The sequence below is a fragment of the Acinetobacter pittii genome (assembly GCF_034067285.1).
Lineage (GTDB): Bacteria > Pseudomonadota > Gammaproteobacteria > Pseudomonadales > Moraxellaceae > Acinetobacter > Acinetobacter pittii_E.
The window spans coordinates 409,298-425,627 of record NZ_CP139286.1; the positions used below are offsets into that span (position 1 = coordinate 409,298).

General features: G+C 39.2%; 16 protein-coding genes and 1 pseudogene. 8 read left to right on the forward strand and 9 right to left on the reverse strand.

The window, feature by feature from the left end:
* The first annotated feature begins 16 nt into the window (after positions 1-16).
* Together SOI81_RS01910 and SOI81_RS01915 are read left to right on the forward strand one after the other, a co-directional pair.
* Entirely contained in the window at positions 17-658 is a 642-nt protein-coding gene (locus SOI81_RS01910; RefSeq protein WP_016142959.1) for a phospholipid-binding protein MlaC, read from the forward strand.
* Positions 659-669: 11 nt separating this feature from the next.
* Positions 670-957: a lipid asymmetry maintenance protein MlaB gene (locus SOI81_RS01915; RefSeq protein WP_016142960.1), complete on the forward strand. Its 288-nt coding sequence runs from the start codon at positions 670-672 to the stop codon at positions 955-957.
* A 72-nt stretch (positions 958-1,029) separates the two neighbouring features.
* Here the strand turns inward: SOI81_RS01915 and SOI81_RS01920 are convergent, their stop codons facing one another.
* Entirely contained in the window at positions 1,030-2,043 is a 1,014-nt protein-coding gene (locus SOI81_RS01920; RefSeq protein ID WP_016142961.1) for a magnesium and cobalt transport protein CorA, read from the reverse strand.
* 158 nt (positions 2,044-2,201) lie between these two features.
* On the opposite strand from SOI81_RS01920, the gene SOI81_RS01925 reads away from it, so the two are divergent.
* The gene (locus tag SOI81_RS01925; protein WP_239975670.1) at positions 2,202-2,783 is read left to right on the forward strand and encodes a TIGR00730 family Rossman fold protein; all 582 of its coding nucleotides are present in this window, start codon (positions 2,202-2,204) and stop codon (positions 2,781-2,783) included.
* A gap of 14 nt (positions 2,784-2,797) precedes the next feature.
* On the forward strand, positions 2,798-3,199 hold the full coding sequence (gene mutT, locus SOI81_RS01930; RefSeq protein WP_057074644.1) for an NUDIX hydrolase: 402 nt from the start codon (positions 2,798-2,800) through the stop codon (positions 3,197-3,199).
* A 1-nt stretch (position 3,200) separates the two neighbouring features.
* On the opposite strand, the gene comF is transcribed toward mutT, so the two are convergent.
* Both comF and recG read right to left on the reverse strand, forming a co-directional pair.
* Entirely contained in the window at positions 3,201-3,830 is a 630-nt protein-coding gene (gene comF / locus SOI81_RS01935; RefSeq protein ID WP_239975671.1) for a ComF family protein, read from the reverse strand.
* The gene (recG, locus tag SOI81_RS01940; RefSeq protein WP_005067253.1) at positions 3,823-5,868 is read right to left on the reverse strand and encodes an ATP-dependent DNA helicase RecG; all 2,046 of its coding nucleotides are present in this window, start codon (positions 5,866-5,868) and stop codon (positions 3,823-3,825) included. Before recG ends, comF begins: the two co-directional genes overlap by 8 nt.
* 20 nt (positions 5,869-5,888) lie before the next feature.
* On the opposite strand from recG, the gene SOI81_RS01945 reads away from it, so the two are divergent.
* Together SOI81_RS01945 and SOI81_RS01950 are read left to right on the forward strand one after the other, a co-directional pair.
* Positions 5,889-6,704, forward strand: coding sequence for an NAD(P)H-binding protein (locus tag SOI81_RS01945; RefSeq protein WP_016142965.1), 816 nt, complete (start codon positions 5,889-5,891; stop codon positions 6,702-6,704).
* A gap of 79 nt (positions 6,705-6,783) precedes the next feature.
* Positions 6,784-7,767, forward strand: coding sequence for a putative solute-binding protein (locus tag SOI81_RS01950; RefSeq protein ID WP_239975673.1), 984 nt, complete (start codon positions 6,784-6,786; stop codon positions 7,765-7,767).
* 46 nt (positions 7,768-7,813) lie between these two features.
* Here the strand turns inward: SOI81_RS01950 and plsB are convergent, their stop codons facing one another.
* A complete protein-coding gene (plsB, locus tag SOI81_RS01955) occupies positions 7,814-10,387 on the reverse strand; it encodes a glycerol-3-phosphate 1-O-acyltransferase PlsB (RefSeq protein WP_016142967.1) in 2,574 nt (857 codons plus the stop codon).
* 276 nt (positions 10,388-10,663) lie between these two features.
* Between plsB and tesB the strand changes: the two genes are divergently transcribed.
* Entirely contained in the window at positions 10,664-11,536 is an 873-nt protein-coding gene (tesB, locus tag SOI81_RS01960) for an acyl-CoA thioesterase (protein WP_224993460.1), read from the forward strand.
* Positions 11,537-11,645: 109 nt separating this feature from the next.
* On the forward strand, positions 11,646-12,911 hold the full coding sequence (locus SOI81_RS01965; protein WP_239975692.1) for a dicarboxylate/amino acid:cation symporter: 1,266 nt from the start codon (positions 11,646-11,648) through the stop codon (positions 12,909-12,911).
* 43 nt (positions 12,912-12,954) lie between these two features.
* On the opposite strand, the gene SOI81_RS01970 is transcribed toward SOI81_RS01965, so the two are convergent.
* The 5 genes and pseudogenes from SOI81_RS01970 to SOI81_RS01990 all read right to left on the reverse strand — a co-directional run bounded on the left by SOI81_RS01970 (position 12,955) and on the right by SOI81_RS01990 (position 16,324).
* The gene (locus SOI81_RS01970) at positions 12,955-13,905 is read right to left on the reverse strand and encodes a metal-dependent hydrolase (protein ID WP_082183844.1); all 951 of its coding nucleotides are present in this window, start codon (positions 13,903-13,905) and stop codon (positions 12,955-12,957) included.
* Positions 13,906-14,029: 124 nt separating this feature from the next.
* Positions 14,030-14,806, reverse strand: coding sequence for a ribosome biogenesis GTP-binding protein YihA/YsxC (gene yihA / locus SOI81_RS01975; protein ID WP_239975674.1), 777 nt, complete (start codon positions 14,804-14,806; stop codon positions 14,030-14,032).
* Between the two features lie 100 nt (positions 14,807-14,906).
* Positions 14,907-15,344, reverse strand: a complete 438-nt coding sequence (locus SOI81_RS01980; RefSeq protein WP_239975675.1) for an RrF2 family transcriptional regulator — start codon at positions 15,342-15,344, stop codon at positions 14,907-14,909.
* Positions 15,345-15,432: 88 nt separating this feature from the next.
* Entirely contained in the window at positions 15,433-16,197 is a 765-nt protein-coding gene (locus SOI81_RS01985; RefSeq protein ID WP_016142973.1) for a globin domain-containing protein, read from the reverse strand.
* Positions 16,198-16,199: 2 nt separating this feature from the next.
* Positions 16,200-16,324: pseudogene (locus SOI81_RS01990) on the reverse strand (hypothetical protein).
* Positions 16,325-16,330 lie beyond the last annotated feature (6 nt).

The window sequence follows — 16,330 nt, forward strand, 5'->3', positions numbered from 1 at the left end:
GAAGGAGTAGTTCCAGGTGAATACGTTGTTTAAACAAACCCTGACAGCAAGTCTTTTGTCTACGATGATTGCAGGTACAGCATTTGCTGCGCCTTCAGAAGCACCACCTGATTTTATTAAGCGTGTTGCTGATGGCTTGATCGCTCGTTTAAAAGCAGATCATGCAAAATTACAAAGCAATCCTGCGTTAGTGAAAACGATCGTACGTCAGAATTTAGACCCGTATGTAGATTCACAAGCGTTCACTCGTATTGTGATGGGTACTTATGCGACGAATCAGTATAGTACAGCTGCACAACGTGCTCAGTTTGAAACGAATTTCCGTAATACATTAATTGAAAATTACGGCAGTGCATTTGCTAAATATACGAATCAAAGCTATACCATGCGTCCTTACAAGGCAACTGCGGGTAAAAACCCTGTAGTGACATTGGACTTTAATCACAATGGTGAAAAAATTCCTGTCTCTTTCCAGTTAGCTGACAAAGGTACTCAGTGGAAAATCCGTAATATCAATGTTTCTGGTATTGATTTAGGATTACAGTTCCGTAATCAGTTTGCTGCAACAGTGAAACGCAATGGCGGTGATTTAAATAAAGCAATTGCAACGTTCCAACCTGATGCAGACGCAGCTGTTAATCAAAACAAACAGAAATAAGTAGGTGACGAGTGGTTCAGTATCTCAACCAACAATTGGTTGTTTCGGGAAAAATTGATTTTGAAAATGCGGAACAACAGTATCAAGCAGGTTTGGCTATCATAAAGAAGCAGCAAAGCTTCCCTCTAGTGGTAGATTTAACTGAGCTTGAACATGGTAGTACCTTGGCATTGGCTGTTTTAGTTCAATGGTTGCGAGAAACTCCAAAAAATACTGGTTTACATTTTAAAAATGTACCCGAGAAAATGCTGAAGATCATTCAAGCTTGCCATTTGCAGGAAGATCTGCATCTGATCTGATGTTTAAGATATAAAAAAGCACCTATATTTAGGTGCTTTTTTATGCTTGAAATTAGCATTTTATTACAAAGCTTAGATCCATTTTTTCCAGCGGAAGTAAATAATTGGACCAATAAAGAAACCCATAATAATGAGTAATACAACGAAGAAACTGGTCGTACCATGCGCAAAAGGTAATACGTCTGTGTTCATGCCATAAATACTGGCAATGAGCATAGGTGGAGCTAACATGCTTGGCAAGATCGAGAATCGACGAATCGTGTCATTCTGTTCGGTATTAATGAATCCGGAAGTCGTATCAAGTAAGAATCGTACTTTTTGGAATAAGAAGGCATCATGTTCTACCAGTGAGCGCACATCCTCACTTAGTTCTCGAATGTCGGCATCATAGATGTGACTGCCTAATGCTCGTGGACGCGATAAGAAAGTGAGCACACGTCGTAAATCAATGAGACAGAGCTGTGCTTTTCCTAGCATATCTTCTTGTTGAGCAAGGCGTGTAATCATGTCATCAAGATCTAGAATTTTTTCACGTTGGTGGTTATTTAGAACCTCTGTGGAGTATTTTTCTAAATCTTTGTGGATATCTTCTAAGATATCCGCAAGCTCATCGAGTTTCGCTTCAAGAAGGCCCAATAAAATCCATGTAGGATCTTTATAGTCCATGTCATAGTCATTTCGACGAGCACGTGCACGAAAGGCGCGAAAAGCAACTAACTTTTCCCCGCGCATCGTGAACAGGCGGTCCTTATGTAAAATGAAAGCGACCGTTTGCACCATTGCTAAAATGTGTGATGAGTCTTCTGCGTCACCATCTACCTGATAATTTTTATTTTTCGTTAAAAAATAAGTACTGATATGCAAAATACCGTCATCATCACGGTAAAATCGTGCAGAAGATGAAATATCTTCAAGCGACTTTAGTGTTGGTAAGTTTTGGTCATAGGCATCTAATACCCATTGTTGCTCTTCTTGTGAGGGTGCAATAAGATCAAGCCAGACTAATTCGGGATGTAGATCAAATCCACCATTGATGGTGGCATCTTCCAGACTTCCGCGTTCTGTGGCATAAAAGGCTTCAAGCATGTGTCTTTTTTCCTCACGCAGTCTGATGGAAATGGATGGGTGTATTTTAGACAAGGATTTGCCGAAAAACACTTGCCAATACGCTATTTTGCAAAAAAAAACTCTATCGATAGTTTAGTTTGTCAGCATGACAGTTCAATAAAACGGTTTTTTACACTATGAAATCAATTTGTATTTTCTGTGGTTCATCTCTTGGTTCAAACCCAATTTTCCAACAAATTGCCCAAGCTACAGGCGAGGCTATTGCAAAACAAGGTAAGACCTTGGTTTATGGTGGTGGTCGCTCAGGTTTAATGGGTGTCGTTGCCGATAGTGCCTTACAAGCAGGTGGACAAGTCATTGGCGTGATCCCTCGTGCTTTAGTCGATCGTGAGTTAGCTCATCCGGGCCTAACCAGATTATATGTGGTCGAAAATATGCATGAGCGTAAAACCAAAATGGCGGATCTTTCAGATGGCTTTATTGCTTTGCCGGGTGGCGCAGGTACATTGGAAGAAATCTTTGAACAATGGACGTGGGCGCAATTAGGGATTCATCAAAAGCCATGTGCTTTCTTAAATGTAGCGGGTTTTTATGAAGATTTACTTAAAATGATCCAAGGAACGGTAGATAATGGATTTAGCCAAGCACGGTTCGTTGATAAATTGATCGTATCAGACAACATTGAAGATATTCTTCAACAGTTTGAGCAATATCAGGCTCCTGCTCCAAAATGGACAAATGCAGACGTTCAACCATAAACGAGGTTAAATAGGTGAAAACAATCACGGTCGCTGCCGCAGTGATCTTAAATGAGCAAAATCAGTTATTGCTCGTAAGAAAGCAAAATACTCAAGCTTTTATGCAAGTAGGCGGCAAGCTGGAACCCAATGAGGCACCAGAGATCACCATGCAGCGAGAAATTTTAGAGGAAGTAGGTAGCTCTTGTGTGATTGAGCAATTTATTGGCCATTTCGAAACCGCAGCTGCCAATGAGCCAGATCATATTTTAGTGAGCCATTTATATCTAGTTCAGCTTGATCAAGCACCTAAAATTGCAGCTGAAATTGCTGAAATGAAGTGGATAGATTTAAATGATTCGGAAACTCAACTTGCACCATTAACCAAAGAAATTGTCATTCCTTGGTGTGAAGAGTATTTATCTACAGTGCAATAGCCTAATTCTTTAGTGTTGCCGCTAGGCAAGCCATGTGAATAGATGTGCAGCCTAATTGTTGAAGGGCTTGACTGAGCGCATGAATAGAGCTTCCTGTGGTTATCACGTCATCAATAATGAGAACACGGCGATAACGTCGTTTCTCTTTATGATGAGGTACAAATTGTTGTTCTATATTTTCAAAACGTTCTAGTCGAGAAAGACCTTTTTGAGAATGTTCGTTTAAACGTTGAATTGGTTGCCAAACAGGTATTTTTAAGTGTTTGCTTAAAATATTGGCAAGTAATAATGACTGATTGAAACCACGTTCAATTAAACGTTGATTGGAAATGGGCATGGGTACAATAGCTTGTACTTTAGGAAATTTTAATTGTTTTAAAATTTCCCCTAATAAGATTTGATAATGTAATTTCTGTTCATATTTAAACTGCTGAATAATTCGGTTAACTGGATAAGCATAGTCACAGGCCACAAGAACAGTTTGATTATTACGTTGAATCGTTTGTTTAAGCCAAGGCAGCTGTTCCCAACAGTCTTTACAAAGTGAATATTTTTCTCGCGCCCCTAACTCACACAATGAGCAAGGTGAAAATAACTGAATAAGATGTTGGACGTTTAAAAAACTAAACATAGGCGTAGCGAGGTGCCTCAGGAAGCCAGCGCTTTAATAGAGCATCTGCTTGTTCTGGATAATCTTTTAAAACTTGCTGTGCTACATAATGAGCTTGACTCAGTAAGTGATCATCTCGCTCTAACCGAGCAACTCTAAATCCCATATCCCCAGTTTGTTTAGTCCCTAGTAATTCACCCGGTCCGCGTAACTCTAGATCTTTTTCTGCAATCACAAAGCCATCATTACTTTCTCTTAAAATAGAAAGTCTCTCTTGCCCATTTTGTGAAAGAGGCGTTTTATATAGAAGTACACAAAAGCTGGCTTGAGCGCCTCGACCTACACGACCACGTAATTGATGTAACTGAGAAAGGCCCAAACGCTCAGCATTTTCAATCACCATAATAGAGGAGTTAGGAACATCGACTCCAACTTCGATGACCGTTGTTGCGATAAGAAGTTGTAATTCATTATTTTTAAATGCTTGCATAACAGCTTGCTTTTCATCAGCTTTCATTTTGCCATGCACCAAGCCAATGTTGAGTTCAGGAAAGCGTTCTTTCATTTCCTGATAGGTGGCTTCTGCTGCTTGAGCATCTAAAGTCTCAGACTGTTCAACCAGTGTGCATACCCAATACGCCTGTTTCCCATCTCTGCAATTTGAAGCAATACGTTGCAGTACTTCTTCTCGACGATCAAGCGGAATGGTAACCGTTTGAATTGGAGTACGGCCCGGAGGTAACTCATCAATAATTGACGTGTCCAAATCACCATATGCACTCATTGCTAGAGTTCTTGGAATGGGAGTGGCCGTCATGACGAGTTGATGTGGAGTGAACTGCTCAGCACCTTTATTACGTAGAGCTAAACGCTGATCTACACCAAAGCGATGTTGTTCATCAATAATTACGAGTCCTAATTTAGCAAAACCAACATTGTCTTGAAATAAGGCATGAGTACCCACAATAAGTTCTGCGTGACCTTCTTTAATTTGTTGTTCTGCTTGAGCGCGGGCTTTACCTTTTTGTTTACCAGACAACCAGGCAACTGTAATGCCTAATGGTTCAAACCAACGTTTAAAATTCAAATAATGCTGTTCTGCTAGAATTTCAGTAGGCGCCATTAATGCAACCTGCCAATCGGCTTCTAAAGCATGGCACGCGGCCACAGCAGCAACTAAGGTTTTTCCAGCACCTACGTCACCTTGTACTAGGCGTAGCATAGGTTGGTGCTGTTTTAAGTCATTTAAAATTTCTTTAGATACACGTTTTTGTGCATTGGTCATTTGAAAAGGCAAAGCTTCTAATAGCTTTTTCGCTAATATTTTGCTGCTTGAAAAAGCAGGTGATGCAATTTGACGAATATAAGCACGGCGATTAAGTAAACTAATTTGATGAGCAACCAGTTCTTCAAAAATAAGCCGTTGCTGCGCAGGATGAGATCCTTGGGCCAATTGGAGCATATTGGCATCAACGGGAGGCTCATGAATGTAATACAAAGCCTCTTTCAGCGCATAGCCATTGGTATATTGTTTTGGGAGTAACTCTGGTAGAGCATCACTATGATGCTTTAAAGCTTGTTTAACGTATTCGCGTAATTTAGGCTGAGTCAGCCCATCCGTACTTGGATAAATTGCTGTCAGTTGAGTTTTTGGTAGAGGTGTATGTTCATGAATGAGCTGAATTTCAGGATGATACATCTCAAGGCCGCGAGCACCTACACGAACTTCACCAAAAATACGTAAGCGATGACCAGGTTTTATTTTGTCAGTCAGGTTTTTATAAATATGATAAAAGCGTAAGGTGACTTTACCAAATTCATCTTGCACCAAGGCTGCCATGGATTTTCTTTTTCCTGGAGGGAAGTCAATTGATTTGACTTCACCTTCGAGCAAATAGCTCCGTCCAACCACAAGTTGATTCATTGGAATAATCGTACTTCGGTCTTCATAATCACGTGGCAGATGAAACAGTAAATCATCTGTGGTAAAAATATTTAGTTTTTCGAGCAGGGCTGCTGAAGCCGATCCAACGCCTTGTAACTGATGGACTGAAGTCATGTCCCCTCAACGAGTTTTCTATGCATATATTATTTATCGGTTATGGTAAAACATCTCAGCGTGTTGCTAAACAACTATTTGAGAAAGAACATCAAATTACCACAATCAGCCGTAGTGTAAAAACGGATAGTTACGCAACACATCTTGTCCAAGATATTTTTTCGCTTGATTTGAGTCAAATTGAACCTGTAGATATCGTGTATATTTTACTTTCTCCAAACGAGAGTACGGTTGAGGGCTACCAGCATACTTATGTAGATAGTATTGAACCGATTCGAGAAGCATTAAAAATACATCCGGTAAAAAAAATAATCGTTGTTTCGTCGACGCGAGTTTATGGTGAAAATGCGGGGGAGATCATTGATGATTTTAGTGAAATTCATCCAAGTGATGAACAAGGCCATATATTACGTAATATGGAGCTACTCTGGCAGAAACATTATCCAGCCCAATCTGTAATTATTCGCCCTACTGGTATTTATGGAACTTCTGTTGCCCGTTTAAAGAAAATGGCTGAAAATAATCAAAATTATCCAAACATACATTATAGCAATCGAATACATATTGATGATTTAGCAAGATTTTTAGCTTTTATGGCTGACTACGAAACTCATCAAGCGAGCTATATTGTGACGAATAACCAGCCATTACCATTACATGAGGTTATAGTCTGGTTTCAAAAACAATTAGGATTGCCAGAGTTAACTTTGGAATCAAGCCAAATTTCAGGTAAAAGAATTTATGCGAAATATTTGCCAGCAACGGGTTTTCAGTTAGAGCATCCAATTTGCTTTAATGACTATTTATTATGTTTAAATGTTCATGGTACTAAATAAAATTTTGATTAAACTTTAAATAAGAACAGAAATACCTGATGAGGCAGTCAAATTGCCGATAAAGATAAAAAGGTTGAAAGTGAAAAAAATTTGTTTAGCTCTGATTTTGAGCGTATTAGCTGTTGCGAGTTGGGCTGAGGATCAGGTGTGGTGTGCATATGATCCTATTGGGTCCCAAGGGGATATTACTCGCCGTTTAAATGACATTCGGCTATATGCCCAGCAATATCAAGTCAAATTTAAAGTAGTTACCTATCAAAAAGAACAGCAGGCGATACAAGCTTTTGATGATGGGAAATGTTCTGGTCTAGCTGCATCCAATTTCAATACTTATCGTTATAACCAGTTTATGGGGAGTACCGCGGGTATAGGACTAATTCCTAATAATCGTACAGCCAAAAGCTTCTTGCAGCTTTTAAATCACCCTACAATTGAGAAAAGACTGGTTTCTAAGGACTATGAAGCTGTAGGAATGATTCCTATTGGAACTGCTTACATGGTTTTAAAAAATAAGAAACTTTCTAGAGTCGCTCAATTAAGAAATCAACGTATTGGTGTGTTACCCAATAATCCACCGCAACAAGCATTGGTACGAAGTGTAGGTGCTCGGCCAGTTTATATTGATTTATCTAACGCGATTGTGCAGTTTAAGCAAAATAAAATCGATATTGTTCCTGCTCCTGTGTATGGCTTATTGCCATATAACTTACAAAAAGAATTTGGACAAGATACTCAAGTTATCAATTTTCCTTTGGCATATTTTGGGGTCAATTTAATTATTAAACCGCAAGCTTATCCTGCTAATTTTGGCCGAAAAATTCGGGGATGGTTTGTTCAGAATAGCCAATTGCTGACTAACCGTGCGACACAATGGGAAAATCATTTACCTGCTTATTATTGGGTGGATGTCTCTTTTTATGAAAAACAAAGTTATGATGTAATGGTTGCCAAAATACGTAATCAGTACGTCCTTTCAGGTTACTACGATGCTTATTTTGTTCAACTTATGAAGCGTCTGCGGTGCATGGATGATCCACGTTATTTTGAATGCCCAATTCGTTAATAAAATAAAAGGCAACCGAAGTTGCCTTTTATTTTGTCTGGAGACTTTAAGCTTTTTTACGTTTTAAGCGACGTTTAGCTTGTTGAGATGCCATTGCTTCAAGAGCATCTTTTAACTCTTCGTCGGTAAAGGTGGTGATGTGCTGTAACATTTGCAAGGTTACTTCATCAAGCACCAACTGTGCACCAGCAGCCATTTGACGGAAGTTATCATCAAACTCAATTTGGCCTTGATCGTTAGTACGAATGTAATTTTGCTGTGTAAGTACTTTTAAGAAGCTTTGGAATAAAGCTTTATCGAAGAACTCTGGCGAATTAAATTCATAGAGGACAGACAAACGTTGTCCAAGTAAATGACTTAACTCTTCAACTTGTTTCGCAGAAATATTCCCCGAACCGCGTTGAGTAATGAGTGCAAGCGTCATGTAGTAACGCTCAAGACTTTGCTTAACAGGAGTAGCTAAAACAACAAGCTGATTATGTTCTTCTGTATTTGGTGCAGAGCTAATCAGGTTACCTTCATCGTCTTGTTGGATAAGATTTGATTGAACTAACGCATCAGCATATTGCTCAATTTGTGCCTTAAGCTCGCTACTCTTCCATTTAAGGAATAACTCAGCTTTCAAGAATGGATAGAGCGTATAGATGACATTGGTTAAATCTGAACGACTGATTTTTCCATTATGTTCAACAAGTGAAGCCACCAATGATGGTAAAACAAAGGCGTGCAAAATGTTATTGCGGAAGTAAGTCAAAAGAACGGCTTGATTATCTTCAATCGCAATAATATCGCCAAGCGCATGCTGAACCCGTTTAATGAGTTTAAGTTTTAAACCATACGCGATAATTTCTTTACCAGAAAGTGGCGTTACTTCCATACGTTGGTCATATGGGAAGTTTGATGCCAAGTTACGATAAGCTTCTAGTTGCTTAATACAAATTTCTTCATCAAGCGTATGTTTTGGCGTCGCAAGCAAAATAATAGAAAGTAAAGAGACAGGGTTAATGACCACCGCTCGGTTAATATTTTCTAAAATTGCGTGTGCAGAGCTATTTACCGCATCTGAAACAGCTTGAGGGATTGGGTCGTCATTTTTCTCGATGTAAACGTTTTCTGCATTATGTTGCTTAAGCAGATCATCAAGGAAAACGGGTTCACCAAAGTTTACGTGGACTTTACCAAAGATACGTTCAATTTTTCGTAAGGTTTTCACAATGCCAAAAATAGATTCGGCTTCTTTTGGCTTACCTTGCATTTCACCTACGTAAGTTGAGCCTTCCATGAGTCGTTCATAACCAATATATGTTGGTAAGAAAACGATTGGTTTAGCACGACCACGTAAATGGCTGTGAACTGTCATGGCAAGCATACCGGTTTTAGGCGGTAATAGGCGTCCTGTACGTGAACGTCCACCTTCAATAAAGTATTCAAGTGGGGTATTACGTGACAAGATGCTATATAAGTATTCTTTAAATACAGTGGTGTATAGGCCATTACCGCGGAAAGAACGGCGAATAAAGAATGCACCACCTCCACGTAAAAGCTGCCCAACAAATGGTAAGTTTAAGTTATCACCCGCAGCAATATACGGAACCATCAATCCACGTTTATAGATCACATATGACAATAATAAATAATCAATATGACTGCGGTGGCAAGGTGTGTAGACAACTTCATAATCTTTTGCCAGCTCACGAACTGTACTAAAGTTATGTACTTCTACGCCGTCATAAAGCTGAGTCCATAAGCGCGTTAAGGCAAGGTCAGCAAAGCGCACTGCTGAATGTGAATAATCCGATACGATTTCATTCACATAACCAATCGCACGGCGTTCCGCTTCAAGCATGCTCACTTTTCCGCGAATACTTTCACGGCGGATTGCTTCTTGAACATCACGAGATTTTACGACTGACTGCATGACATTACGGCGATCCGATAAATCGGGACCTAGCACCACTTCACGCTGACGGTCTAAATAATCATTTAACGTACTTACAATATAAGTTGCTGGTGATAGATTTGGATAATGCTGCTGGGCATATTCAACCAATTCACGTAGCGATTGCGGTTCATGAAACTCTAAATAAGACTGTCGACCATGCAAACCAATATTAACCAACTGCTTAACTGTGCTTGGTGTTGCCCATGTGTCGGAAAATAATAATTTAAACCAAGAATCTTCTTTATCTGGCGAACGGCCCCATAAAACTGTAACCGGAACAAGTTCTATATCAAGTTCAGGATTTTCTTGTAACACTTCAATCAGTTTTATTAAGCGTGGTGGAAAAGCATGAGGAGGCGGATTCAGTAAATTATTTTCATCATTGTGCTGTAAAAATAAAACTGATGCTTTTTCCTGATGAGCGCCAACAACTAATGGATCTAACGCAGGTTTTAAATTTAAACGACGCGTTTCCCCATCAACCACTAAAGCATTGCTTCTAGAATGGTTTTGCAAGACATAGCAAACCACTTTTTGGCGCTCAGTCTTTGCTTCTGTTTCTGTTGTTTCTGATACTGGTTCAGTAGGAACTTCCCCAAGAACATGTGGTGTTACCACGAGGTCAAGTAGTTTACTCGAAAGCCGACGATACATTTGACCAAACCCACTCTTGGACATAAGAACTCCTACTTCTTAAAGACAAATCCCAGCACCAAATGCAGAGGGTAATTATTTTGCGGCATTTATTAAAAAAAACAATATGCTACTTTCTTATAAATTATAATGCTTTTGGCATATTTTATCGTTAAAAATCGTATTTTTAGCTGTTATATGAGCAATGTTCGTCAGAAGTTGACTGATTGTTCCATGTTCAAATAGTTTTTTATGGCACAATAGATTCTACACATCTGTACTTTAATACGATTTTTTACCTGAAATATGAAGGTATCTCTCATGAATGCGTTAACCCAAGAACTTGTCGATCTTCTCACTTTAGAAAAGCTAGAAGAAAATATTTACCGTGGCATAAGCCGTAATCTTGTCGGCAAACGTGTTTTTGGTGGGCAGGTTTTGGGTCAGGCTTTACGTGCGGCATCTTATACAACCGATCGTCCCGCGCATTCTTTACATGCATATTTTTTATATGGTGGCGATATTAATGCCCCAATTGTCTATGAAGTAGACCGTTTACGTGATGGGAAGAGTTTCGTAAGCCGTCAGGTTCGTGCAGTTCAGCATGGGCGAGTTATATTTTCGGCGATGGTTTCTTTTGCTAATCCAGAAGAAGGTCTGAATTATCAACATCAAGAACCAGACTACCCTGCACCAGAGACTCTTAAATCTGAAAATGAACTCAAAGAAGGTATTCTAAACTTCGTACCGGAAAATGTTCGCGCTAGCTTTATGCGTGAGCGCCACGTAGAGATTCGCCCAATTGATCCGGTAAATCCGTTTCAACCGCAACCTGAAGCTCCTTATAATGCGCACTATATCCGCACACATGACCGTATTCCAAAACAATTAGATGATATTGCTCTGCATCAAGCAATTGTTGCGTTTTATTCAGACTTTACCTTAATGACAACGGCTTTAAGACCGCATGGGCTCAGCTATATTTCTCCAAGTTTGCAGTGTGCAAGTATTGATCATGCAATTTATTTCCATCGTCCGCTACGCGCTGATGAATGGATGCTTTACGATATGGAAGCAACAGTCAGCGCAGCTTCTCGCGGTTTAAACTTTGGCCGTATGTGGCAAAATGGCCAACTTGTTTGCAGTACCGTGCAAGAGGGTTTAATTCGTTTGCGGGAAATTGAAACGCAATAAACTCATTTATAAAGCCATCTCATCAGATGGCTTTTTTATTTTTAATTGAAACGATGTGACAAAAAATTGCTCGTATGAAAAGCAAGCTCATGTCATATTTGCAAAAGGATTGCCAACTGAAAAAAATAATGCTGATATGAACTTAAACACACAAATTCTTATTGCTGCCATTTTAGGCTTAGCCTTTGGTTTCTTATTAACGTTGTATCCTGATACTGTGTTTGTAAAACATAGTTTATATGGGCTGGGCATATTAAGTAGTGTCTTTATTGGGCTGCTTAAAATGTTGTTGGTACCTTTGATTTTTAGCTCGATTGTTGTGGGTGTCTCTAATTTGCAGGCAGGTGGCCAGCTAGGTCCAGTCTGGAAAATTACCTTTTTATGTTGTTTGACCACAACAACGTTGGCTTTAATTTTAGGTATAAGTTGTGCTCATCTATTTGAAGTAGGGCGCGGTATAGATATTTCTATTTTCCAAACGTCTATGCAAAATTATCAGGCGCCCGACAGTTTAAACCCTGCAAGTTTTTTTACCAATTTTATTCAAAATACATTAATCAACCCATTTAAAGCGTTTAGTGACGGTAACGTTTTAGCGGTTGTGGTGTTTGCACTATTTGTTGGTGTTGCGCTAGTCCATGGCGGTGAGCGTTTCAAAAGTATTCGCGTATTGAGTCATCAGTTTTTTGAAATGATGATGATGTTAGTCGGCTGGGTGATGAAGCTGGCACCTTTAGGTATTTTTGCTCTATTGGCAAAGTTAATGGCAACGGAAGATATTTCGGTATTAAGTCGTTTGGCTGAGTTTGCTGTTGTCGTAACGGGGACTACCATCTTTCATGGTGCTGTTGTTTTACCGCTATTACTTTGGATTTTTGGTCGTATGAGTCCTTGGACTTTTTTCAAAGGAACACGTACAGCGCTGATCACTGCATTTGCCACCAGTTCTAGCTCTGCCACGATGCCGCTTAGTATGAAATGCGCACAAGAAAACTTAGGTGTGCGCCCTCAAACAGCGGGCTTTGTGATTCCTTTAGGTACGCAGCTTAATATGGATGGTACTGCACTATATGAAGCGGCAGCTGCACTCTTTGTGGCAAACTTAGTGGGACTGGATTTAAACCTGACACAACAAATTATCGTGTGCTTAACAGCAATGATTGCATCGCTCGGTGCACCGGGAATTCCGAGTGCGGGTATGGTCACCATGATTATGGTTTTACAGTCTGTAGGTTTGCCGGCTGAAGCAATTGCAATTTTACTTCCGATTGATCGTCTACTCGATACTGTGAGAACAGTGGTCAATGTGCAAGGCGATATGATGATTAGTGTCGTTGTAGATCGTTATACAAAAGATAAAGATATCAGTGTCTAATCTCCTATAAAAAAGCAGGATTTAAAATCCTGCTTTTTTATTTTTAAGCGGCTTGAAGCTCAGCTCTTTTTGCTGCTGGAGATTGAGATAAATAACTTACCGCATCTTCAGTGCTGCCTTCTTTAACTGGATCATACCAAGGCATGAGGTAATCAATTTGTTGGGCAATCAGCCAAAATGGATTTGGTAGCACTTGGTTATCTTTGCGACTAATCTTAAGCCATTCTACAGCAACCCATACTGGGAAAAATCTGGATTTAGCTGCATCAGCAAAACGTGGATCTTGTTTCATAATATGTGCAGCGCCATCTACCCATAATCCAAGTACCAGTACAATCACTGCAAGACTTAAATAGTAGCGTGGAATATAGCCACCACCAAGATGGCGATATAAATCAAAAGCAACGGTACGGTGTTCAATTTCTTCTGAACCATGCCATTTAACTAGATCGACCATTTCAGGGTCAGCGCCTAACTCTTCCCAACGCTTATTATAGAGTGCATATTTTCCTAATACACAAGTCATATGTTCGACAGTTGCAATAACGCCTAAACGGAAAAGGTCCCATTGTTCTTGTAGAAATTGAGGGACTTCTTTATCAAAGGGTTTATCTGCTAAGGCGGTCGTAAATAGATAATTCATAATGTCCAGATTTCGCTGGATATCAATATTACGCGCACTTAAATATTCTTTATTGGCAGAAGTATGCGCATTGGCATGCATAGCTTCTTGGCGGATAAATGCTTGTACATCCTGTTTAAGCTTTTCGTCTTTAATTTGCGGTAAAACTTTATTGTACAAACGGCAAAACCAGAATTCTCCGGCAGGTAAAATATTATTAATTTCATTAATAAAATAACTTGCGAAAGGCTGATTTGGAATCCAGTCAACAGGGGTATCTTTCCAGTCAAATTTTACTTTACGTGGAAGAATTTTATAGTCAATAGAAGAACCTAAAGCCTTGTTCTTCAAAAAAGATAACAATTTCATCATTTAGTCCTGATTTTTAACTCGATGAAGTTATAACGAGTATAAAAAAAGCCCCTACATTTGTGTTTAGCAATAGGGGCCAATTTGAATATAAATTTAATGAAGAAATTGTATCTGCTATGACAATTTAACTTTCAGCGTCCTCATCGGTGGCTTCAGGAATCGCATCGACATCAAATTCTGGTTCTTGATTAAGCGTAAAATGTAGTCGTCCAGCCATAACACTTGCTAGCTCTTCTAAACCTAATTTATTAAGTGATGAGAAAAGTTGAATCGAGAAATCAAGCTTCATTTTTTTCAGCTGCTGCTTAACTTCTAATAGCACTTTGTTTGCTGGACCACGATTAAGTTTGTCTGCTTTTGTTAGAAGGATATGAACAAAAAGATGACGTGAATAAGCCCACTCTAGCATCATCATGTCGAAGTGCTGTAAAGGATGGCGAATATCCATCAGTAATACTAAGCCTTGTAAGCTTTTACGATGAATGAGATAGTTCTCTAATTCTTTTTGCCATACTCGTTTCATATCTTCAGGTACAGCTGCATAGCCATAGCCAGGAAGGTCGACTAAACGTTGATCAGGGTTACCTAGGCTGAAGAAGTTAATCATCTGTGTACGGCCTGGTTTTTTTGAGGCACGTGCGAGTTGTTTTTTGTTGGTCAATGCATTAATAGCACTAGATTTACCAGCATTTGAGCGCCCTGCAAAAGCAATCTCGTAGCCACTATCTTCAACACAAAGTGCCAATTTAGGAGCACTCATTAAAAATTCAGCTTGGCGTAACCAGTTTAGTGATTGCACGGCATATTCCGTGATCGCTGGGTCTGGTTTCTTTTCATAGCTGATCTTTTGCTTTGGTGCGAGTCTGGCTTTGGTGTCTTTCGATTTTTCACTACGACGCATAAAAAATAACTTTTTAAATGAGAGGGCTCGCGCCTAGTATAAAGGAGCTTGGGTATTCTTGCTAATTTTCAATAAATCAACTTATGAAAATTAATCCAAGTTAGATTTCTAAAAAGGCAATAGGGGAGTGAGTAGGAGTAGATTTTGAGTGCTGTAAAACTTCTCCGAGTGTGTATTGGTCTAGGCTTTGATAAAAGCTCTCTAGAGCTTGATCTAAAATACCTTTTAAACCACAGTGACTGCGTAATACACAAGGGGGCGTATTGCACTCAACGATTTGATTATCACCCTGTAATATTCGAACAATTGAACCTAAATTTGAGTTAAGTGCATCTGGGTTTAAGCGTATTCCACCACCTTTTCCACGAATGGTAATAATCCATTCTTGTTTGCCCATAAAGTGAACAACTTTAACCAGATGGTTTTGTGAAACATGCAAATCTTTCGCGATTTCTGCAATCGTGTAGGGTGCATCACTTGGGCGTGCAACATACATTAATATTCGTAATGCATAATCGGTAAATTTATTAAGCTGCATGATCACCAAAAATGGAAGAGAATAAAAAGGATGATCATCTTAGCCTGAAAGTTTAAATAAGAAAACTTTCAGGCAAGAGGTTTTTACATTACAGCGTTAAAGGAGCTGAAACCTGCACTTGATCACCCACTCTGTAATGCTCAAGTAAAATATTAGCCACCGAAAACTCAGTATGGTTTTCTTCAGGCTGAACATCGAAGTGATATGAGTTATTTTCTTGAGCTTCTGTAAATTTAAAAGCTTTTGGTTGTTCAAGTTGTTGCTCTGGAACTTGTACTTTAACCGAAATAAAAGCATTGGCTGGACCAGTTAATACGTCCTCATGGTCAGTTGCTTTTAAAGTAAAACGTTTGCCAGATTCAAGAGGATCAATTTGTGTAATCTCAAATGAGCGCCAGCCAGCCCATCCACCTTTTAAGCTCTCAAGTTGTTCATACTTTTGTTTTTCAACGCCAATTAAAATGTCTGCTAATTGTAGATAAGCTTGCTTCCATGCCTCGATAAGTTCTGATTCAAATGGCACATTGAGTACTTCACTAATTGAATGAAGTAGGTTGTCACCAACAATTGCATATTGATCAGGCTGAATATCTAAGCTCACGTGTTTAGTGGTGATGCGTTCTACAGCTTTAGCGAGCACACTAGGGTTCTCAATATTTTCTGCATATGCAAGAACCGCAGCTGCAAGCGCGCGTGGCTGGCGTAAGCTAGTTTGATCATCTAAGTTGAAAACATTTTTTAATTCAGGGTTGTTATTCAACATACGCTTATAAAAGTATGTAGTTAGCGTAACGCCGTGTTCACGTAAAACAGGTACGGTAGATTTAACAAGTTCAATTTGTTGTGGAGTCATGGCTAGACCTTATTTATCTGGCTGTATAAGATGTATTTAAAATACATCTTTAAAAAATTAATGGCAATAACTTTTTGAGAAAAACCATAAAAAAATTAGGGGATATAAAATCCCCTAGTATTAACACAGTTTT